Annotated in this window: 19 protein-coding genes; 11 read left to right on the forward strand and 8 right to left on the reverse strand. The window is 39.6% G+C overall.

What is annotated here, in order from left to right; all coding sequences use genetic code 11:
• The first annotated feature begins 42 nt into the window (after positions 1–42).
• A complete protein-coding gene (locus H5089_RS12675) occupies positions 43–3,186 on the forward strand; it encodes a TonB-dependent receptor (RefSeq protein ID WP_182712334.1) in 3,144 nt (1,047 codons plus the stop codon).
• Between the two features lie 52 nt (positions 3,187–3,238).
• On the opposite strand, the gene H5089_RS12680 is transcribed toward H5089_RS12675, so the two are convergent.
• Positions 3,239–3,670 carry a MarR family winged helix-turn-helix transcriptional regulator gene (locus H5089_RS12680; protein WP_024591817.1) on the reverse strand — a complete coding sequence of 144 codons (432 nt, stop codon included), beginning with the start codon at positions 3,668–3,670 and terminating at the stop codon, positions 3,239–3,241.
• A 151-nt stretch (positions 3,671–3,821) separates the two neighbouring features.
• Between H5089_RS12680 and hmgA the strand changes: the two genes are divergently transcribed.
• On the forward strand, positions 3,822–5,123 hold the full coding sequence (hmgA, locus tag H5089_RS12685; RefSeq protein WP_182712335.1) for a homogentisate 1,2-dioxygenase: 1,302 nt from the start codon (positions 3,822–3,824) through the stop codon (positions 5,121–5,123).
• Between the two features lie 2 nt (positions 5,124–5,125).
• Positions 5,126–5,755: a maleylacetoacetate isomerase gene (maiA, locus tag H5089_RS12690; RefSeq protein WP_154902901.1), complete on the forward strand. Its 630-nt coding sequence runs from the start codon at positions 5,126–5,128 to the stop codon at positions 5,753–5,755.
• Between the two features lie 11 nt (positions 5,756–5,766).
• Here maiA and H5089_RS12695 read toward each other — a convergent pair whose 3' ends face one another.
• Positions 5,767–6,000 (reverse strand): TIGR02647 family protein, encoded by a 234-nt coding sequence (locus H5089_RS12695; protein ID WP_007375551.1) that lies wholly within the window; start codon positions 5,998–6,000, stop codon positions 5,767–5,769.
• Positions 6,001–6,126: 126 nt separating this feature from the next.
• On the opposite strand from H5089_RS12695, the gene H5089_RS12700 reads away from it, so the two are divergent.
• Positions 6,127–6,429, forward strand: coding sequence for a DUF1496 domain-containing protein (locus H5089_RS12700; protein ID WP_002959040.1), 303 nt, complete (start codon positions 6,127–6,129; stop codon positions 6,427–6,429).
• A 54-nt stretch (positions 6,430–6,483) separates the two neighbouring features.
• Positions 6,484–6,792 (forward strand): VF530 family DNA-binding protein, encoded by a 309-nt coding sequence (locus H5089_RS12705; protein WP_024591820.1) that lies wholly within the window; start codon positions 6,484–6,486, stop codon positions 6,790–6,792.
• Positions 6,793–6,843: 51 nt separating this feature from the next.
• On the opposite strand, the gene H5089_RS12710 is transcribed toward H5089_RS12705, so the two are convergent.
• The gene (locus H5089_RS12710; protein WP_024591821.1) at positions 6,844–8,463 is read right to left on the reverse strand and encodes a diacylglycerol kinase family protein; all 1,620 of its coding nucleotides are present in this window, start codon (positions 8,461–8,463) and stop codon (positions 6,844–6,846) included.
• 349 nt (positions 8,464–8,812) lie between these two features.
• Here H5089_RS12710 and H5089_RS12715 point away from each other — a divergent pair, with 349 nt between their 5' ends.
• The 6 genes from H5089_RS12715 (at position 8,813) to H5089_RS12740 (ending at position 14,478) form a co-directional block, all read left to right on the forward strand.
• Entirely contained in the window at positions 8,813–9,337 is a 525-nt protein-coding gene (locus H5089_RS12715) for a sigma-70 family RNA polymerase sigma factor (RefSeq protein WP_154902902.1), read from the forward strand.
• Positions 9,334–10,017 (forward strand): anti-sigma factor domain-containing protein, encoded by a 684-nt coding sequence (locus tag H5089_RS12720; protein WP_154902903.1) that lies wholly within the window; start codon positions 9,334–9,336, stop codon positions 10,015–10,017. Before H5089_RS12715 ends, H5089_RS12720 begins: the two co-directional genes overlap by 4 nt.
• Before the next feature lie 158 nt (positions 10,018–10,175).
• A complete protein-coding gene (locus tag H5089_RS12725) occupies positions 10,176–11,768 on the forward strand; it encodes a DUF4331 domain-containing protein (RefSeq protein WP_182712336.1) in 1,593 nt (530 codons plus the stop codon).
• An 11-nt stretch (positions 11,769–11,779) separates the two neighbouring features.
• On the forward strand, positions 11,780–12,289 hold the full coding sequence (locus H5089_RS12730; RefSeq protein ID WP_024600513.1) for an Ig-like domain-containing protein: 510 nt from the start codon (positions 11,780–11,782) through the stop codon (positions 12,287–12,289).
• A gap of 54 nt (positions 12,290–12,343) precedes the next feature.
• On the forward strand, positions 12,344–13,369 hold the full coding sequence (locus H5089_RS12735) for a hypothetical protein (RefSeq protein WP_182712337.1): 1,026 nt from the start codon (positions 12,344–12,346) through the stop codon (positions 13,367–13,369).
• Positions 13,366–14,478, forward strand: coding sequence for a HupE/UreJ family protein (locus H5089_RS12740; protein ID WP_154902906.1), 1,113 nt, complete (start codon positions 13,366–13,368; stop codon positions 14,476–14,478). The genes H5089_RS12735 and H5089_RS12740 overlap by 4 nt, the downstream gene beginning before the upstream one ends.
• 66 nt (positions 14,479–14,544) lie before the next feature.
• Here the strand turns inward: H5089_RS12740 and H5089_RS12745 are convergent, their stop codons facing one another.
• From H5089_RS12745 to H5089_RS12765, 5 genes are all read right to left on the reverse strand, one after another.
• Positions 14,545–15,171, reverse strand: coding sequence for a TetR/AcrR family transcriptional regulator (locus H5089_RS12745; protein ID WP_182712338.1), 627 nt, complete (start codon positions 15,169–15,171; stop codon positions 14,545–14,547).
• A gap of 96 nt (positions 15,172–15,267) precedes the next feature.
• Complete coding sequence (locus H5089_RS12750; RefSeq protein ID WP_182712339.1) at positions 15,268–16,686, reverse strand: efflux transporter outer membrane subunit; 1,419 nt, start codon at positions 16,684–16,686, stop codon at positions 15,268–15,270.
• Positions 16,683–19,817 (reverse strand): efflux RND transporter permease subunit, encoded by a 3,135-nt coding sequence (locus tag H5089_RS12755; protein WP_182712340.1) that lies wholly within the window; start codon positions 19,815–19,817, stop codon positions 16,683–16,685. The genes H5089_RS12750 and H5089_RS12755 overlap by 4 nt, the downstream gene beginning before the upstream one ends.
• 12 nt (positions 19,818–19,829) lie before the next feature.
• A complete protein-coding gene (locus tag H5089_RS12760) occupies positions 19,830–20,999 on the reverse strand; it encodes an efflux RND transporter periplasmic adaptor subunit (RefSeq protein ID WP_182712341.1) in 1,170 nt (389 codons plus the stop codon).
• Between the two features lie 285 nt (positions 21,000–21,284).
• Positions 21,285–22,586: a hemolysin family protein gene (locus H5089_RS12765; protein WP_002959027.1), complete on the reverse strand. Its 1,302-nt coding sequence runs from the start codon at positions 22,584–22,586 to the stop codon at positions 21,285–21,287.
• Positions 22,587–22,693 lie beyond the last annotated feature (107 nt).

Raw genomic sequence — 22,693 nt, forward strand, 5'->3', positions numbered from 1 at the left:
AAAAATATAAAAATTTAATTAATAACTACACGGGAAAATTAAATGAAAACTCAATTACGCAAAACAGCTCTTTCACTTGCTATTGCAGCATGTGTTGGTGTAAGTGGCGCTGCAATGGCTAACGAAACGACCTCTGCAATTAAAGGTCAAGTAATGGGGCCTAACGGCAACCCAGCAGCCGGCACTAAAATAACAATTTTACACGTACCTTCTGGATCAGTAAAAACAACTGAAGTAAATGACGCAGGTTATTTCACAGCTAAAGGCCTGCGAGTTGGCGGTCCTTATAAAGTAATTGTTGATTCAGATGTATATGCAGACCAAGAATTCAATAACATTATTCTTAATATTGGTAACGATTATCCAGTAAACGTTTCTCTTGAGTCACAATCAAGCATGGAACAAATTGTAGTTTCTGGCGCGCCAATTAGTGCTATGTCTGGTGGTACTGGTCCGGCGTCTACATTTACGCTAACTGATCTTGAAAATACACCAGCTATTAACCGTGATTTAAAAGACATTATCCGTATCGACCCACGTATCACAATTGATGATAGCCGTGGTTCAATTAACTGTGGTGGTGGTAACCCTCGCTACAATAGCTTAACGCTAGACGGCGTTCGTATGAACGATAACTTCGGCTTAAGCTCAAATGGTTACCCGACAATAAATGCTCCTTTTTCTTTCGATTCAATTGAACAAGTTTCAGCTGAACTTGCCCCATTTGACGTTCAATACGGTGGTTTTACATCGTGTAACATCAACGCTGTAACTAAATCTGGTGGTAATGAATTACATGGCGGCGTATTCTTCGATTACACAAATGACTCTATGCAGGGTGATTCAATTGAAGGTGAAGATTACGATGCAGGTAATTACACAGAAAAGCGCTACGGCTTTAATGTTGGCTTACCATTAATCGAAGACAAACTATTTTTATTCACCTCATATGAAAAACTTGAGGGTGTACAACAGTTTAACTACGGTGGCCTGACTAGTGGTAGTGTTACTGCTGATGACCTTTCTAGAGTTCAAGCTGCTTCACAATCTCTCTATAACTATGATGCCGGCGGTATGCCTTCGAGTATGCCTATTGAAGATGAAAAAATCTTAGTTAAACTAGATTGGAACATCAATGAAAATCATCGCGCAAACTTGATTTATAACTACAACGATGCATTCACTATATCTCAGTCAGATGCTGATAACGATGAGCTTTCATTATCAAATCACTTTTATGAACAGGGTGCTGAATTTACATCAATTATAGGTTCAATATACTCAGACTGGTCTGATGATTTTTCTACTGAAGTACGCATAGGTAAATCTGAGCTTGATGCTAGAGTGGAGTCTTTAGACGCAGCAAGCAGTTTTGGTGAAATGCAAATCAGTACTGCGAACGGCGGTACAATTTATATTGGTCCAGATGACTCTCGCCAATCTAACGATTTAAACTACGATACAACGACCGCTAAATTTGCGGGTACATACTATCTAGATCAACATACAATAACAGCTGGTTATGAGTATGAAAATCTTGAAGTGTTTAATTTATTCGTACAGCATACAGAAGGTGAATGGCGCTTTGACTCTGTAGAAGACTTCGAAAACGGACAGGCGGCACGTATTTATTACAATAATGCTGCTGCTACAAACGATCCAAATGATGTTGCAGCAAGCTTTGAATATGCACAGCATACATTATACGTTCAAGATGAATACAGCTTTACCGATATCGACGCAAGTCTAACATTTGGCCTTCGCTATGATAAGTACACTAGCGATGATAAACCAAACCTTAATAAAAATTATACAGCTCGCTACGGTTTCAGTAACCAAAGTACATTTGATGGTATTGACTTAATTCAACCACGTGTAGGCTTCCAATGGTACGCTACAGATGAACTTGAAGTGCGTGCAGGCGCTGGTTTATTCTCAGGTGGTAACCCAAATGTTTGGTTGTCTAACTCTTACTCGAATGACGGTATTACACAAATTGCCTCTCAAATTCGTGGAGTAGATTTGTTCAACACACCGAATGTAAACGGCGGAGCACCTGGTTACGAAGTACCACAGTCTCAATTTGATACTATAGCTGGAACAGAAATTGGTTCTGGTGACTCTAATGTAAATGCCGTAGACCCTGATTTTGAATTGCCATCAGAGTGGAAATATTCTTTAGGCGCTACTTATACTACCGAAAATGAGTATGTAATCTCACTTGATTACTTATACTCTAAAAAGAAAGATGCTGCTACGCTAATTGACCTTGGTTTAGTTAACTCAGGTCAAACGACATTTGATGGCCGTCCTTTGTATACTGGTAAAGATGATACTCTAAATCCGGGTGATACTCGCTCACGTGACTACTTACTTACAAATGTGAGCGGTGATAGCGGTGATTCATCAGTTATCTCATTAGGCATTAGTAAACAGTACGATAATGGTGTTAACTTTAGCTTTGGTTACGCGTACACAGATTCTGATGATGTGAACCCAATGACGAGTTCGGTTGCTGATTCTAATTACAGTAATTTAGCATTAACAGATCCAGGTAACCCTGGTGTTGCATCATCTGATTACGAAATACCACATCGCTTTACTATGACTCTTGGTTATAGCCATGAGTTTGTTGATGGATTTGCTACTCGCTTTAACCTATTCGGTGAAGCATATAAAGGTTTACCTTACAGCTATGTGTTTAACAATAGCGATAATACGTTTGGTGATACTAATAACTACGGTTCTGGCTCTCGTCAACTATTATACGTTCCACTTGAAAACGATCCTAACGTTGTTTACGACATGAGTGCTGCTGAAATCAATGAATTCAATGATTTCATCGCTTCAGAAGGTCTAGAGCGTGGTGAAATTGCTGGACGTAACTCACAAAATGCAGATTGGTTTGTTAAATTTAACTTTAAGTTAACGCAAGAGCTTCCAGGGCTTATGGAAGGTCACAAAGGTGAAGCATTCTTCGTAATTGATAACCTTACAAATCTGTTAAACGATGATTGGGGCGTACTTAAGAAAGGTTCTTTTGTAGGCAACCGTGTGATTTCAACATCTATTGATGATGATGGTCGCTACGTTTACTCTGGGTTTAACTCTAATAACGTAGGTACAACTACGGAAAATAGTGCATCTGTATGGCAAATGCGTGTAGGTGTTCGTTACACTTTCTAATTTAGAACTGTAACCTAAAACATCATTTAAAAGCCCACTTTGGTGGGCTTTTTTATGCCTTTAATTTGTTATTTAACTTTTCAAAAATACCCACTAACACTTCGTATTCTTCGTTGGTTAAAGTATTCAGTAATTGTTTTTCCCAATTCAGTGCATCGGGTGCTATTTGCTCATATAAGTTTTGCCCTGCTTTGCTCAGTACAAGTAAGGCCGCGCGTTTATCTTGTGCATTTAACTCACTTTTCACTAAACCTTTATCTATTAAAACTTTTACCGCACGCGACACTGTCGACTTGTCCATATTTGCTTGCGTGCATAAATCCTTTGCGTTGCTCTGACCATACTGCGCTAAATTAGCAAGTATTCGCCACTGCGGAATATTTAAACCGTATTTAGTTTGATAAACCTCGGCAAAGTCATTACTTACACGTGTTGCTACATTCGTTAATTGATAAGGTAAAAACGTTGCTAAATCAATTTTCATTTTTAGTTATCCCAGCTTTATAAGGCTTACTTTAGTGTTCATTAATATTTACACGGATGCGTAGTTGCACATTTGATATTAGTCTCACTTGAGAGTATCTTAACTGAAATAAAAATAATATTAAACCAACCCCCTCTCACAGGAGTCAGTAATGGCGACACAATTAAGTTATATGACCGGTTTTGGTAATGAATTTGAAACACAAGCGCTACCCGGTGCACTGCCAATAGGACAATTTAGCCCACAAAAAGTTAAATACGATTTATACACAGAGCAATTTAGTTCGACTGCATTTACGGCTCCTCGCGCTTCAAATCGTCGCACTTGGTTTTACCGCCTTCGTCCGTCTGTAGTGCAAGGTGATTACCAAGCAATTGATAACGGCCTAATAAGAACAGCCCCAATCACTGAAGCCATAACACCACCAACAATGCTACGTTGGAATCCTATTGATATGCCTTCACAGCCTACTGATTTTATTGATGGGTTAGTAACGATGGCTGCTAATGGCAGTGCTAATGGGCAATCTGGTATTGGCATTCATGTATATGTCGCTAATCAGTCAATGCAAGGGCGTTACTTTTGTAATGCTGATGGCGAAATGTTGTTTGTCCCTCAGCATGGTGAATTATTAATTCACACCGAGTGCGGTAAGTTAAGCATTAAACCAGGTGAAATTGCTGTAATTCCCAGAGGAATTAAGTTCTCAGTTGACTTAATTGATAATACAGCCAGTGGTTATATTTGTGAAAATTATGGCCATGCGTTAGAGCTTGCAGAGCGAGGACCTGTTGGTGCAAACGGTTATGCCAACGACAGAGACTTTCAATACCCTGTAGCGGCCTTTGAAGATAAAGAGGGTGACTTTGAGCTTGTTTCTAAATTTAACGGTAATTTATTTAGCTGTGAAATTAAGCACTCTCCTTTTGATGTGGTTGCATGGACGGGTAATAGTGCGCCCTATAAATACGACTTATCGCGTTTCAATGTAATGAATACAGTGAGCTTTGATCACCCCGATCCTTCTATATTCACTGTACTGACCTCTCCTTCTGCTACTGAGGGTATGGCAAATGTCGATTTTGTGATATTTCCACCGCGTTGGATGGTAGCCGAAAATACATTTCGCCCACCGTATTATCACCGCAATATTATGAGTGAATTTATGGGCTTAATTGAAGGTGTGTATGATGCAAAAGAGCATGGTTTTGTACCTGGTGGCGCAAGTTTACACAATTGTATGTCGCCACATGGACCTGAAGCCGACGTATTTGAAAAAGCCTCAAACGCTGAGCTTACACCACAAAAATATGAAAACACATTGGCCTTTATGTTTGAGTCGCGCTATATAATTTCACCAACAAAATATGCATTAGAAGGTAAAGAGCGCCAACCAAATTACACCGATTGCTGGCGTACTATTAAAAAACAATTTACAGGTTCACAGGATTAATAATGAAATTATACAGCTACTTTCGCTCATCAGCGGCTTATAGAGTGCGTATAGCGCTTAACTTAAAAGCAATCGATCATGAACTTGCTATTGTTAACCTTTTAAAATCGGAGCAGCTTGGGAAGGAATACTTAGCGACTAATCCGCAAGGCTTACTACCTGCACTTGAAACCGATGATGGTGTTTTAGCACAATCACTTGCAATACTTGAGTGGCTTGATGAAACTTATCCGCAATCGCCATTAATTACAGGGACTGCGTGGCAAAAGTCGCAAATAAGAAGCTTAAGCTTTGCCATTGCTTGCGATATTCATCCTGTTAATAATTTACGCGTGCTGAAGTATTTATCAAACGAATTAGGTGTTGATAACGAGGCTAAAAATAAATGGTATCGACATTGGATAGAAGTGGGTTTTGAAAAAATAGAACTGATGCTAAACGAAAATAATGACTACTGCTTTGGTAACCAACCAACACTTGCTGACATTTGTTTAGTGCCGCAAGTATTTAATGCAATTCGTTTTAACGTAGATATGAGCGCTTATCCAAAAATTGCAGCCATTTACGAGCATTGTAATAAATTAGCTGCATTTAATGACGCTGCACCGCAAAATCAACCCGATGCAAATTAAGCTAATTTAGATTAACTTTGTAGCGCGCTATGAATAACCGTAACGTGCTCAATTAAATCTAAGCCCAGATCGGTTAAATATCCGCCATCTGGGCTATCTATAATCCCTTTTTCAAATAAACGTTGCGCTGCGCTAAGTAAGCTTGGCTCTGCGTCTGAATGTAATTTAATACCCTGCATTTTACTGTCGCGAGGAAACTTTGCTAATAGTGTGAATTCTTCGATCATTGTTTGATTAAATTGCATTGTGTGCACCTTTTTATTGTTCTGTGAATAACTAAGTTTATACTTAAAATCACTTTGTGTACTTTACACTAGCACGTTTTTTAGCTTAATGTATTATTTTTAACCCTCCCTATTTAAAGGCCTCTAATGCGTAACTTTTTAATTCTATGCTTTTGTTTTAGCAGCTTATCGTATTCAATACTTAGTGAAGCAACAACGCTAAAAACCCATTCAATTATTGATGCAAACCAGTTTGTAAATGAAGAAGCTAACTGTTGGTACGACAACAAACGCTATAGCGAAGGGGCATTAATACAAGTTCACTCTTTTACACTTTTGTGTGGTGCTAAAACACCCCAACACAGTAACAGCCAACTCATTTGGCTTAAAATAGATAAGCAAGGTAATGCTATTTACCCAACAGCTCCTAAAACAATCACTGTGAATTAGCGCTAAAAGCTGATTTAAGCTACAATGCATGCAGTTTAAATAAGTAGTATGGCTATGAATAATCAACCTAAAAACCCTTTACATGGGGTAACATTAGAACAAATACTTGTTGAGTTAGAACAACGACTTGGCTGGAGAACACTTGGCGAGCAAGTAAAAATTAAATGTTTTACTGATCAACCCAGCATTAAATCGAGTTTAAAGTTTTTGCGTAAAACGCCTTGGGCTCGCGATAAAGTGGAAGCACTTTATATTCACACTATAAATAATAAGCCTATTCGTAGACCAAAAAGTGCACCAAGAGAAACATCTTCTCAAGCGCCTGATACAACAGGGTTTGTTTGGCCATCAATTAAAAAGTGATGTAAAAAAAGGAGCTAATTTAGCTCCTTTTTTGATTATAACTAACGCGATTTATTGCTCTTTGCAAATCACATTTAATGAAGCCGGCTCAATAGTAATAACTAGTTTTTGAGCGGTTTTAACTTCACCATCTAGTACGTACTTAAGCTCTCCTTCGCCTGTAACCTCTACTCTTTTGGCATTTGTATGATGAGAGTTTATAGCTAAATGTGTTTGCGTTAAGCTACTAAACATCAGCTCTGCAATACTTAGTACTGTGGTTGAATCTTCATTATTTGGTGTTAACCAATTTATATCGAGTAGCCCGTCACTATGATCAGGTTGCCCGCCACCTTGAGCCAATAACGTTGTAAAAGGCGCAGCATTGGCCACAATAAAACTATTAGTACATATTTCTTTTGGCTCATTATCATCGAGTTTTACTTTAAGTAACTGCGATTTTTGCTCGCCAAACGCTTCAAAAAAACCATTTAAATAGGCAAGTTGCCCCGACTTATTTTTCGACTCTCTATCTGCTTTTTCTATCATTGATTGCTCAAAACCAATACCCGCGAGCAGTAGTACTAATTCATTATTACAATAAGCAGTATCTATTATGCTTGTTTGACCATCTATAATTAAGTCACAAGCCTGTTCAACAGGAATAAATTTAGAAGTAATACCCATCAATACATGCGCAAGGGCGTTTGCAGTCCCCATAGGGATGATGCCTAGTTTACATTGTGTATTTACAAGTACGCTTGCAACTTCGGCCACCGTACCATCTCCCCCGCATGCGATAATAATATCCGGATTTTGCGCAATTTCCTGTTTAGCCAGCTCAATACCGTTAACTTCTTTTGTAGTAGTGAGTACTTTCAGATCGTAATAATCCGATAGCCGCGCAACAATTAAGTGCTCTTTTTCTTCCCATAATCGTGTACCAGATACAGGGTTTGCAATTAAAACGGCTTTGTTTTTAATCAGTAATTCGCCTTTTTTATGTCGCTTAGCTAAATGGCGAAGTTGATGCTTATTTAAATTTGCGGTTTCGCGGGTTTCTTTTATTTGTGCAAGTACTTCATGCACATCTGCATTTTTGTTTTGGCTCAGTAAATAAGCCGCCATGACAAAAACAGAGCGCCCACGCCCTAAAGCACAATGAACGACTACGCGATGGTCTTCTTTAATATGGTGATGAATCCAATTAATAGCCTGATTTAACTGAGAATGGGTAGGAATACTATGATCGAGCACCGGAATGTTTAAATAATTAATATTCTCTTGTGTTGAACTCCACTCGAGTCCGTCGAATTCACACGTAACATCTAAAATCGCCGTAATCCCGTTATCTTTTAATGTGTCTATATCTGAGGGAAATAATCGGCAAGCTAAAAATAGGTTTTCGTTTATTTGTTGAATGGGCGGCACTTTATCGCGCTTACGTGACCAGGCATTATAAATTTGCACACCGAATAAAAATGGCACAAACGCCCACCGTATATAAAATGGGATCACCCCATTTTCACGCTTTCTAAATATTTTTGCTGTATTAAAAATATACGCGGTACTCACTAATAAAAGTGACAGCGCAGTCCAATAAAAAACAATAGCAAAATAGACAGAGTTCACTTCCCAACCAATAAAAATAAGCAGTAGTGCTAATAGTAAATAACTAATTGCAGCCCACATAGTCTCTCCTTTGTGAAAATAATGCCGATTTATAATCTTAATTTAAACGGCTTTAAGTAGTCTTTTGCAAATATCACGCCATATAAATGCCATTTAAAATTCAAACGCGAACAATAGGCCATTGATATATATAGTAATTAATAAACTAAAATCTACTACAGACCGCTCTTTGTGCATTTTTTACAAACATGTGAATAAATTATACTTACACGTCTAAATTTCAAACACTGATCGATTATTGCTTGTACTTACGTATAAAGCAGCTAATCTAAAAGGCAATTAAATTTTTTTGCATCCAAATCACACCCTCAACCGTTTACTCAATGATAATAAGAAAAACAGGACCCCTATGGATAATGATGATTTACTCCCTCTTTTGTGCGCAACAGCACAAGGAGACAAAAATGCTTTCTCAAGTTTATATCAACAAACTAGCGGCAAACTTTTTGCTATTAGTTTAAACATGCTCACAAATAGAGCCCATGCTGAGGAAGCACTACAAGATGCTTTTATAAAAATTTGGCATAACGCATCTGAGTATAATGCTTCAAAAGGCACTGTTATAAGCTGGATGATAAGTATAGTAAGGTATAGAAGCCTCGACTCGCTGCGCTATCACAAAGTACGAAAAGAGCAGTCGTTAGGCGATGACGAATATGAGAATGAAAGCATCGACGTTACTTACGATGAAGAAACAAAACTGGTTAATTGTATCGAACAACTTGAGCCGCAACAAAAACAAGCTATTCACTTAGCTTATTACAAAGGGCTGAGCCATAGCGAGTTAGTGGATCATATCGAAACGCCATTAGGTACGGTTAAAAGCTGGATCAGGCGTGGGCTCATGCAGCTACAAAGGTGTTTAACATTATGAATTATAATAAACCCGAACTATTAGACGCACTTGCTGGGCAGTATGTGCTTGGCACGCTTAGAGGGCTTGCCCGTAAGCGTTTTCAACGTCTGTTGCTCAGTTCAAACCAAGCACGTGAAGCAACAAGTATGTGGGAGCAAAACCTAAATAACTTGGCCAGTGCTATTACACCGCAAACGCCACATGACGATGTATGGATAAATATTCTACAGCGCATTGAAAACAGGCCACAAACAAGTAAAACGGTGATACATACTAAGCCTTCTATTTGGCGTACATGGTCTTTTGTTGCAACAGCTGCATGTATTGTTTTAGCCTTTTTGATTATTCAACCTTCTACTAATGTTGTTCAAACACAACAAATTGCCTTGGTTCAAAATCAAGACAAGCAATCATTGTGGTTTATTGATGTAAGTGAGCAAGGGCTTTCAATTAAAGCCAGTAGCCAATTGGTTGCCCAAACCAATAAAGATTACGAGCTGTGGATGATTTTAAAAGGGCAAGATGCACCTATTTCATTGGGTTTACTGCCCAAGCAAGGTAGCAAGATATTATTAAAAGATAACCGTTTTAACGCAAGTGATATTGCATTACTAGCAGTGAGTTTAGAACCTATTGGTGGTTCACCAAATGGATCACCAACCGAGGTGTTATACACTACAGAACTTATACTCCTGTAGCTCTACTTTTATAGCCTTTTATTAGCTGCTTACATTAAGCAGCTAACCTTTCCTTAAAGTTTTTAACAAAAAATAAAAACATTTTAACTTTTTTGCATCCATACTGAACTCTCACCCGTTATTAACTACGACTTCAATCAAAACTAAAGGACAAAGTCATGAAAGCTTTAACTCCATCAATACTCGCAGTAGTAGTATGCAGTACGTTTATAAGTGCACCAAGTGAAGCGTCTAGCCACAGAGAAGCGCCAAATATAAGCCGTTTCCCGACTTTAGATTCTACCGATTTTTATGTATTTAATAGTTACGAGCAAGGTCGTGATGATTACGTCACATTAATTGCTAATTACATCCCGCTGCAAGATGCATACGGCGGTCCTAATTACTTTGCAATGGACCCAGATGCTACTTACAGCATTCATATAGATAACGACGGCGATGCTGTTGAAGATATTACATTTGCGTTTAACTTTAAAAGCATGCTTCCTAATGATAACCAAGGTGTGCAATTAACTGTTGGACCTGAAGGTAATCAACGCACCGTGTCTGTACCGCTTAAAAATGTAGGCGGTGTATCTGCCGGAGATAACAGCGCTGCAAATTTTAGCGAATCATACACAGTAAGCATGATAAGCGGCGCGCAGCGTACTGGCGAAACAACGCTATTAAATAACACTGCATCAAACTCCAGCACATTTTCTAAACCGCTTGATTATGTGGGTAATAAAACATTTGGTTCAATGAGCGATTATCAAACTTATGCTGACCAATTTGTGTATCAGGTTTCAATTCCTAACTGTGAGAGCATGGCACAAGTTTTTGTAGGACAGCGTAAAGACCCGTTTGTAGTTAACCTAGGTAAAACATTTGATTTAGTAAACTATGTACCTGTCGAAGGTGATAGCGCCCCTGGTGCTGGTGACGGCGGTGGTTTTCCAGGTGGTATAACGCAATCAGCTGATAATGACGACCTTGCAGATAAAAACGTAACATCAATCGCTATCGAAATACCTAAAAGCTGTATTGTCGGTGAAGGTAACGGCGTAATAGGTTCGTGGACAACAGCAAGCTTACCTCAAGCACGTGTATTAAACCCCAATGCTAAATTTGCTAATAATGCGGTAAACGGTGGTGCATTAACTCAGGTTTCACGCCTAGGTAGCCCGCTTGTAAATGAGCTTGTAATTGGCATTAAAGACAAAGACACATTTTCTACTGCGCACCCTAAAGACGATGCACAATTTTTAGATTATGTATCTCACCCAGCACTACCTGAGTTATTAAACATTTTGTTTAAAGATGCTGTTAATACGACCCTTGACGCAAACTTAGAAACTCTGGCACCCACTAACTTCCCGCGTACTGATTTAATCACTGCATTTTTAACGGGTTTTGCAGGCGTTAATCAGCAAGCAACTGTAACACCTTCGGAAATGCTGCGTTTAAATACAGGCATTGCAGCAACAGCGCAAGCTGATCAATCTGCATTTGGTGTAGCGGGTAATGATTTAGCCGGCTTCCCAAATGGTCGTCGCCCGGGTGATGATGTGGTTGATATTGCACTTCGTGTTGTGATGGGTCGTTTATGTCATCCGATTCCTGTAAATGGTGAAGACACTGATTTAGGACTTTGTGCACCAGAGGATGCTAATACAGGCACAGTGCCATTTACAGACGGCGCACCTATTGATGCAACAATGATGGACTCAACATTCCCATACCTTGCAACACCACTTGCTGGCTCTAAATAAGGAGTAAAATAATGCGTAATTTAAAAACTACCCATATTTGTGTTCTCCTCAGTGCATTAACATTGGGAGCATGTAGTAGCGATGATGATAAAAAACAACCTACACCGGTTGTAAACACCGCACCTACAGCAAGCGATGCAATGCTAACAACACAAACTGAAGTAAGCATTACCGATATGCTTAACGCAAGCGATAATGATGGCGACTCACTTACTTACTCGTTAACAAGTGAGCCAATGCTCGGTACTGTTAATGTTGACAGTGATGGTAACTTTACTTATACACCTAATAAAGAAGCAACAGGTTCAGATAGCTTTATGTTTGGTGTAAGTGATGGCGTTAATTCGCAAGTTACTGCAACAGTAAGTATTACGATTGAGGCGCTGCAAGTTGACTTTGCTCAATTTGCAACCGATGCATTTAACCAAGCGCCAAATGCAGAGCCGTTAACTGTTAATGGTCGGGTGTTTACAAACACTGATACCGATGTTGATGGATTAATTTCTACAAGCGGTAACTAACCAAGTCATTAAGCTGACAGGCCATGGATGGCTTTTTTTCAAAGGATATTTATAATGCATTTATCAGTACTTAAACCCCTCACTATTATTGCTATTTGCTTAACCTCTTTCGCGGTGAGTGCGGCTCCTTATACTCCAAAAGATGACGCAGTTATTGCTAACAGTAATTCAACGCTTAGTGCTTCTCTGTCTGTTGAGGAAATAAATACATTAGTCACTAACAGCCAATATGTAGGCCAAACAGAGCGTTTACAGGGGCTACTTAAGACCCGTTTAGCCCAGCTATATAAACAAACACCCTCATCTCAAATTGGTTACTTATATGCTCGTGTTTTACAAAAAGAGCACCTTTTTGACGAAGCAATTAACGTTGCCAACAACGTTTTGATTACCGAGCCAAAGCACAGTAATAGCCATTTGTTACTGGCCAATATATTGATGACCCAAGGTGAATTTACAAAGGCAAAACAACACTGTGTTGCCTTGATTGGTCAAGTAAGTACCATTACTGCTAGCACTTGTGTACTAGACGTACAAAGCCAGCATGAAAGCGTTTTAGACAGCTACCAAACATTAGTTAAAATTATAAACAATAATCAAACTAGTTTAGCTACAAACCATGTTTTAAGTGAAATGAGCTATCGTTTAAATAACTACAAACAAGCATTGTCTCACTTACAAAGTGTAGATTTAGTTCAAGCCCCTGTGAGCCTAATTGTTTTATGGGCCGATATTCAAATTGCGCTAAATCAACCTCAACAAGTATTAAATACATTAAGCGTACTGCTTCCAGATAAAAGTAATTTAGAAGATGCTATTTTACTAAGGCTTTCAATCGCAGAAAAAAAACTAAATAAACGCGATAAAAAATGGCAAAATACAATGGCGCAAAGAGTTACGCTACGAGAGCTTCGTAAAGATTCTTTTCATGCAAGTGACTTAGCTAAATATTACCTTGATGTACAACCAAATCGCGAAAAAGCACTTTACTGGGCTCATATTAATTGGCAGCAGGCTAAAATGAGCACCGATGAGCAATTACTTATTCAAGCAAAAGCGATGCAACGAGATACACTATGAAAACGCCTTATCTATTTATACTCACTTTAATGCTGTGCATTTTTTCAACTTACAGCTTTGCCCATCAACTAAGTACAAGTTATATAACCTTAAATAGCGAAAACAATAACGACACCAGCAAAAATCTATACACGGGTACTTGGCAAATAAATATTGCCGACTTAGAGCACGCAGTGCCTCTGGATTTAGATAAAAACGGCCAAATTTCGTGGACAGAAATAAAAGCAAAACGCAGCTCAATTAATAACTTCATTAAAGAAAATTTAAATATCACGCAAAGCGCGCAAATATGCCCTTTAAAAAGTGAAGGTATCTATCAGCTAGATAACCATTTTAACCAACCTTATTTGGTTATTCCGCTGCAGTTTAGCTGTGATGACAATGAAGCAATCACCCTTTCCTATTCCGCTTTTTTCAAAACTGATGCTAACCATAAATCCATCGTAAATATTAACGGTGTATCTCGTGTATTTAATATCAATGAGGCACAACAAACGTTCAGCTTTGAACAAACAAGTTATTTAAGTACCTTTAATCAATACGTTTACCAAGGTGTTTTACATATTTGGATTGGTATTGATCATATTTTATTTTTAATCGCTTTGTTACTTACCTGTGTTTTAAAACGCAGCAATAAAGCATGGCAAGGTATTAGCTCTAAAAAACACATTATTAAACACACAGCATGGATAGTAACCGCGTTTACGCTTGCGCACTCTATTACGCTTACCGCCACCGCTATGAACCTTGTATCACCAAATAGTCGCTGGGTAGAGCTTGGAATTGCTATATCGGTTTTATTTGCAGCATTAAATAATGTGTGGCCGTTGGTACTTCGTTTAGGTTGGCTTACTTTTGCTTTTGGTTTACTACATGGGATGGGATTTGCGAGCGTACTTGGCGAACTTGGCCTGTCGAGCGACTATCAACTGCTCAGTATATTGGCGTTTAATTTAGGCGTCGAAATCGGTCAACTTAGTATATTACTGATAGCCTTACCAATACTCATTTATGTACGACACTACACTTGGTATAAAAAATGGTTAATGCCAATGGGCTCCGTTGCTATCGCAATTGTTGCACTTCAGTGGTCAATCGAGCGTTTTTAAATAGTATAAATAAAAAAGCTAGCCAAAATATTGGCTAGCTTACTTTTTAGTTATTTACTTTGAGCGTTACTGCGCTTTATCAAATGGCATCAGTAATGTTTTCATCGCAGGGCGAAGCGCTATGAGTACCGTTTCTTCGGTTAGCTCAGGGTAAAGTAACTTTCTAAGTAATAACCCTGCCATCATCGAAAAAATAACATTAATTCGGCTTTCAAGTTCACGCTCATCAATGTCTTTGAGCGCACTTCGCTCGCTTGTTAAAAGCTGCCTCATGCGCCCTCTTGCTTGAATATCGGTTTCACGCAAAAGAGTAGCAACTTTAATATTACGACCCGCTTCTGCCATCATATCTAAATCAATAACACACGAGCCTGTATCCATGTGTCTTTGCACGCCAATATTTAAGCCATCTAAAAGAGCCGCCAAAACATCACCAGGGTGATCTTCAAACTTTTGAAAGATAGAGAACATTTCTTCCATGTCTTTTTCAATAATGCTTTCTATAATCGCTTCTTTGCTTTCAAAGTAATTATAAATATGCCCTGCACTCATCCCTGCCGTTCTAGATATTTCTGCCATACCTGCACCGTGGTAACCTTTACGGCGAAAACACTCTGCAGCAGCTGTTAAAATTTGCTCACGCCTAGCAAGTGCTATCGCGGGATCTGTTTGCCTTTTTGCTTTAGGCTTCATGTTCAACTCCACTACCAAGTCATAAACTCAGTAAAGCAAGAGCTATAAATAGTCTCGCCATATAAATATGTAATGCGGCTTTAAAAGCCGCAAATATTATTTCTCTTCCTGAGTTGTTTCACTGGCTACATTCCATCCGCCACCAAGCGCTTTGTACAAGTTAATTTGACTCGCAAGATACGCTTGCTGACCCGCAATTAACTGCTGCTGCGCGCCGTACCACGTACGCTGAGCATCAAGTACTTGCAAGTAGCTATCTGCGCCTTTTTCGTAACGCATTTTTGATAAATCAAACGTGATTTGTCGACTACTTATAAGCATATCAAGGGCACTTAATTGCTCTTGGTAACCTTCTCTATCAGCAAGTGCATCGGCAACTTCGCGAAACGCATTTTGAATTTTTTGCTGATACGTTGCCACTGCAATTTCTTGATCTGCTTTTGCTACATCAAGATTTGCTTGGTTACGTCCCATATTAAAAATAGGTAAGCTAATTGTCGGCACAAAACTCCATGTCCCAGAGCCTGAATCAAACAAGCCACTTAAGTCACTTGAAGCAGACCCCGCGTTGGCTGTTAAGCTTATGCTTGGATAAAACGCCGCTCGAGCTATACCAATATTGGCATTAGCAGCAAGCATTAAATGCTCAGCGGCTTTAATATCAGGGCGCTGTGATAGCAGATCAGACGGTAAACCAACGGGTACTTCTGGCATACTGATCAAGTTAGTCAGGTCTTTATTAGGCAGTAAATCAGCTGAAACAGATTTACCTACTAATAAATCTAAGGCACTTTTATCACGCTTTAACAAACGTTTGTACGTTGCTATGTCTACTTTTGCCGTAGCAACTGTGCTTTTAAGCTGCTCAAGGGTAATTGAAGACGTCGCACCTAAATCAAAGCTTTTTTGCGTAAGCGATAATGACTCTTGCTGAGAGGTAAGCGTTTCTTTTGCAAGCTCTAGCAGTTGCAAATCAGTTGCATAATTTAGCCACGCATTTGCCAACTCTGAAATTAAAGACACCTGCGTGCTGTATTGGCTAAGCTCTGTAGAGTATAAGTTTTGCAGTGCTTGCGCTGATTGATTGCGTACTTTGCCCCAAATATCTAACTCGTAAGAGGTAATACCCACTGTTGCACTGTACTGCGAGCTAATAGCTGCATCGCCAGTACCTGATAAGTCAGCCGGTAAACGCTGGCGCGTACCAGATGCATTTAAATCAAGGGATGGATACAAAGCAGAGTCTTCAATTTGATATAAACCACGCACACGCTGCACATTAAGCACTGCAATTTGCATGTCTTTGTTATGCTCAAGGCTTTGACTAATTAACGTTTGTAGTTTTTCGTCATTAAAAAACTGCTGCCAATTTAATTGCTGCGCAGCGGTTTTCCCAGTATCTGATGCATAAGCATCAGATACTGGTAGAGCAAGGTCTTTTTGCTCAGGCGCTAATTGGCAACCACTTAGCACCAATAAAGCAATTGCACTTAGGCTGAATGTTTTAATGCTCATTCTGCGCTCTCCTTCGTTGTCTCGTTAGCTTTGCCAGGAAATACACGGCGCACTAACACAAAGAATAACGGTACAAAAACAACAACTAATATTGATGATGCAAGTGTGCCGCCAATAATCGAAATACCTAACGCATTTTGCGCACCAGAACCCGCGCTTGAGGCAATAGCAAGCGGTATAACACCACAAATAAAGGCCATCGAAGTCATAAGTATTGGACGCAAACGTAGGCGAACAGCTGCAATAGCCGCATCAACTAAGCCAAGCCCTTCTTCCATTTTATGAATCGCAAACTCTACAATCAGTATCGCATTTTTAGATGCCAAACCAATGGTTGTCAACAAGCCTACCTGCAAGTAAATATCGTTAGATAAGCCACCGCCAAGCGCTGCCATAATCGCACCAAATATACCCAGTGGCACAATCATCATTACCGCAAACGGTACCGACCAACTTTCATAAAGCGCGGCTAAACATAAAAATACAAACAACAGCGATAAGCCATATAGTAGAGGTGCTTGACCGCTACTAGAGCGCTCTTGGAATGAAATACCGGTCCACTCAGACGAAATACCATTTGGTAATTGTTTAACTAAGCGCTCCATTTCATCCATTGCTTGGCCTGTACTGTAACCTGGCGCTGCACTACCTTGAATTTCCATTGCTGAAAAACCATTGTAACGCTCTAAGCGTGGTGAACCGTATGTCCAAAACGAGCTAGCAAAAGCTGAAAACGGCACCATGTCGCCATTATCATTGCGCACATACCACTTGTTTAGATCCTCAGGCACCATACGCGATTGCGCATCACCTTGTAGGTATACTTTCTTCACGCGACCACGGTCTATAAAGTCATTTACATAACTACTCCCCCAAGCAGTGGCAAGCGTGCTGTTTATATCGCCTTGTGAAACACCAAGTGCTTCAGCTTTTGCTAAATCTACATCAAGTTGAAGTTCTGGCATGTCTTCTTGTCCATTTGGACGTACGCCCGCTAAAATTGGGCTTTGGCTCGCCATACCTAATAATTGGTTTCTTGCCGCTAATAAATCATCATGTCCAAGGCCAACACGGTCTTGTAAAAAGAGAGTAAAGCCATTGGCCGTACCCAGCTCAACAATTGCAGGTGGCGGAAAGGCAAAAACAAAGGCTTCTTTTATTGTTGAAAAGTAGCCCATTGCTTTACCTGCAACCGCTTTAACAGATAAATCATCTCGCTGACGCTCATCCCAATGCTTAAAGTTAACAAACGCAATCGCTGAGTTTTGGCCAGAACCTGCAAAACTAAAACCAGTCACGGTAAAAATACCGTTTACTGCTTCGGATTGATCATTTAAGAAATGGTTCTCTACTTTTTTAACAACCTCAAGTGTTTGTTGTGTTGTGGAGCCTGCCGGTAATGACACTTGGTTAAACAAAATACCTTGGTCTTCGTCAGGCAAAAATGCCGTTGGTAAGCTTGAGAATACATAAACCATGCCGCCCACAATCACGCCATAAATAAGCAGATAGCGCTTAGAGTGCGTAAGCATACGGCCCACAAAACTTTGTGCACCTGAGTTTGTTTTATCAAAACCACGGTTAAAGCCTGTAAAAAATCGGCCAAATAGCGTGTTATTGTTATGTACATGGCTTGGTTTTAAAAGCGTTGCACATAATGCTGGCGTTAAAATAAGAGCCACTAAAACAGATAACCCCATCGCCGATACGAGTGTTATAGAAAACTGACGATAAATTATACCGGTAGAGCCACTAAAGAATGCCATTGGTATAAATACCGCAGAAAGTACCATGGCAATACCGACCAACGCGCCTTTAATTTCATCCATAGATTTACGCGTAGCTTCAAGTGCCGAGAGTTTTTCCTCGGTCATTAAGCGCTCAACGTTTTCGACTACAACAATCGCATCATCCACAAGTAAGCCTATGGCAAGTACCATCGCGAACATGGTTAACGTATTGATTGAATAACCAAATGCGTACAAAATACCAAACGTACCAAGCAATACCACAGGCACGGCAATGGTCGGAATAAGCGTTGCTCGGAAGTTTTGTAAAAACAAATACATGACGACAAACACTAAAATAACCGCTTCAATAAGCGTATGAACTACTTTTTCAATTGATAAAGATACAAATGGTGTGGTGTCATAGGGTACAACTACATCTAACCCTTCAGGAAAATAAGGTTTTAACTCTTCAATTGCGGCTTTAACGCCTGCCGCTGCATCAAGTGCATTCGCGCCACTGGCCAATTTAATACCTAAACCCGAAGCAGGTTGTCCATCGTAGCGTGCTACAACACGGTAGCTTTCGCCACCCAACTCTACACGTGCAACATCCTCAAGGCGGACAAAAGAGCCATCAGGATTTGTTTTTACTAAAATATTCTCAAACTGCTCGACCGTTTGTAAACGACTTTGCGCTGTCACCGTTGCATTAAGTTGCTGACCATCAACGGCAGGCATACCGCCAAGTTGACCGGCAGATACTTGTGCATTTTGCGCACTAATTGATGCACTAATATCAGCAGGTGTAAGCTTATAATTTTGTAACTTTGCAGGGTCTAACCAAATTCGCATAGCGTATTGTGAGCCAAATAATTGCACTTCACCTATGCCTTCAACACGTGAAACAATATCTTGCACGTTTGATGATACATAATCACCAATATCGATGTTGGTCATACTGCCATCTTTAGACACAAAACCTAATACCATCAAAAAGTTACGCGCAGACTTTGCAACAACGACACCTTGCCTTTGTACTTCTTCAGGTAAAAGTGGTGTTGCTGTCGCTAATTTATTTTGCACTTGAACTTGTGCAATATCAGGGTCTGTTTCGGCGCTAAACGAAAGAGTAAGCGTTGCTGAACCGCTCGACTCAGACGTTGATGACATATAAAGTAAGCCATCAAGCCCTTTCATTTTTTGCTCTATAACTTGCGTAACCGTATCTTCAAGCGTACGTGCAGATGCACCAGGGTACGTTGCCGTGATACTAATTGCTGGCGGTGCAATTGACGGATACTGTGCAATTGGCAAGCTTTGTATAGCCAAAATACCTGCTAGCATCACTACAATAGCGAGTACCCAAGCAAATATCGGTCTATCGATAAAAAATCGTGACATTAAAACTCTCCGTTATTGAGCTTGATCGGCTTTAGCAGACGATTGAATTTCAGATGGGTTCACAGGTGCACCAGGGCGGATTTTTTGTAAACCTTCAACTATTAACTTATCGCCATCACTTAGGCCATCAGTAACAAGCCAATCAGAACCAATAGTTCTATCTACTTTTAATACGCGGCTTTCTACTGTATTGTCTTTACTGACAACCATTGCTGTTGGTTCGCCTTTTGAATTACGGCTAACGCCACGTTGCGGTACTAAAATCGCATCCGCTTTAACGCCTTCAACAATAGATGCACGTGCATACATGCCTGGTAATAATAGCTTTTCAGGGTTAGGGAACTTAGCGCGCAAAGTTACAGAGCCGGTACTTGGGTCAACAGTCACTTCTGAGAACTGCAACGTTCCTTTGTGAGAATACGCCGAGCCATCTTCCATTATTAATTCAACATCTGTTTGGCTGTTTGCATCAATACCTAAACGGCCAGATGCAATCGCTTTTTTAAGTTGCGTCAACTCATTGCTCGATTGTGTTAAATCAATATAAATTGGGTCTAATTGAGTCACTGTAGCAAGTGCTGTACTTTGATTTGCACTTACTAGTGCACCCACTGTTACGCTTGATTTACTAATTTGGCCACTAATAGGGGAAGACACATGGCTGTAATCAAGGTTAATTTGTGCTGATTTTAACTGCGCTTTAGCCGTTAATAATTCAGCATTAGCTTGCTTATATGCGGCATCTGCTTCATCAAAATCTTGTTGGCTCACGGCTTTAATTTTTAAAAGTTCTTTATAACGCGATGCTTTTGATTTAGAGCTGGCAATGCTTGCCTCTGCGCGCGCTACGCTTGCTTCACTTGCTGCTAAGTCTGCTTCAAATGTAGCAGGGTCTATTTGATACAGTGCTTGGCCTTGTTTAACCTCATTACCTTCAACAAATAAACGAGATTGTACAATACCACTTACTTGTGGACGAATTTCAGCAATTTGAAATGCACTAATGCGACCAGGAAGTTCTTTTTTGAGAGTAAGCGCTTGGCTTTTTACTGTAATTACACCCACTGGGACAGCTTTAGGAGCTGAAGCTTGTGACTGCTCAGCAGCCTGATCACAACCAGTTAAAGCAACAGAACCGACGAGGGCTGATAATACAAATAAAGCGATGCGGGAACGCTGCATGTTAAATACCTTTTAGTTTAGAGTGAACGATCATTCTAAATTAAAATGCGCTGATAATGAATCTTAATAAGGAGAAATTTACACAAACTTACACTATTGAATACAATATACGCCTTAGGTAGCATTTAATGTTAATTTGATGAAAATAGAATCAAAGCTGTTTGAAAATAAAGCAATTAAACAGATTGAAATAACCACTCATTTTAAGCACAGAACTTTTAAATAGGCACAAAAAAGCCAAGCAAAAACAGCTTGGCTATTTATATAAACGACTATCTTACTTTTTTAAAGGGGGTTGTCGTTCTGTGGATTAATAACTCTTGAAACTAACAACTGCTCTACCCTAATGCCCTCTACATCAACAACTTCAAACTTAAAGCCTGAAAAAGTTAAATGCTCTGCACGTTTAGGGATTCGCTTCATACTGTAAATTAAAAATCCAGCGACAGTTTCATAGTGCATCTGATCTGGAAATTCTTCTATATCAAGTACCTTTGCTAAATCGGTAATTGGAGTTAACCCATCTACAAGCCATGAATTTTTATCGCGCTCTATAATTAATTCATCACCTTGATGAGTAATTAAATCCCCCATAAACCCTTTCATTAAGTCTTTTACCGTTACAATACCTACCGAAAGCGCGTATTCGTTTACGACAACAGCAAATGGCTTTGCTGCGCTTTTAAACGCATTTAAGGCTTCTGATAGGCTTAATGTTTCCGGTAAGTAAAAAACATCTTTATCAATCAGCTCATCGTTTATATTGGCGGCTTCGCCTTTTAGTACTTGTCGTAAAATATCTTTAGATTCAACAGAGCCATGCAATTTATCTAAATTTCCTGACACTACTAAAAAGTGATTATGAGGGTGGTCAATAATTTTGGTCGCAATATCATGGCTAGATTCGTTTAAATCAAAATAGACAATTTGGTCGCGTGGCGTCATTACGCTTGATAAAAACCGCGCTTCTAGGTCAAACACATTACCAATGAGTTCATACTCTTGCTTTTGCAAACTACCATATGCAGCACCCGCTTCCATCATGGCAACAATGTCCTCAGTTGTAACGTTGTCTTCTCGCTCAGCGGGCACTTTAAATAAGCGCAGCACAAAGTTAGTTACCCCATTAAAAAACATCACTAGCGGAGTTAAGGCAAAGGTTACCCAGCGCATTATTGTAACGACTCTAACAGCGACAGCTTCTGGCATGATCATCGCTAAACGTTTTGGCATTAAATCGGCGAACAAGATAAACAGAGATGTAATAGTAAAAAATGAGAATAAAAAGCTAATTTTTTCTAAGTGTGCACCTTGATAAAAAAGCACTAAAACACTTTCAACATAAGGCGATAAAGCCTGCTCGCCCACAATACCACCCAAAATCGCAATCGCGTTGAGTGCAATTTGGATCATGGCAAAAAAAGCCCCTGGATTTTCTTGTAGCTTTAATACCGCTGCTGCTTTTATATTTCCTTCATCTGCCATTACCCGCAGTTTTATTTTACGCGACGCTGCAATTGCTATTTCTGACATAGCAAACAACGCACTGATCAAGATCAATAAGCTAATCCCGATTAAATCACCCATTTAACGCTCCAATAAGTTAGCGCTTTTTTAAACAAAAAGCAGCTGGATTATAATCGGTTTTTTAAACGCAGCAATTTATATTTACGAAATATATTTAAGCTATTAAT

It is taken from the genome of Pseudoalteromonas sp. SR45-1, from assembly GCF_014163655.1.
GTDB classification, from domain to species: domain Bacteria; phylum Pseudomonadota; class Gammaproteobacteria; order Enterobacterales; family Alteromonadaceae; genus Pseudoalteromonas; species Pseudoalteromonas distincta.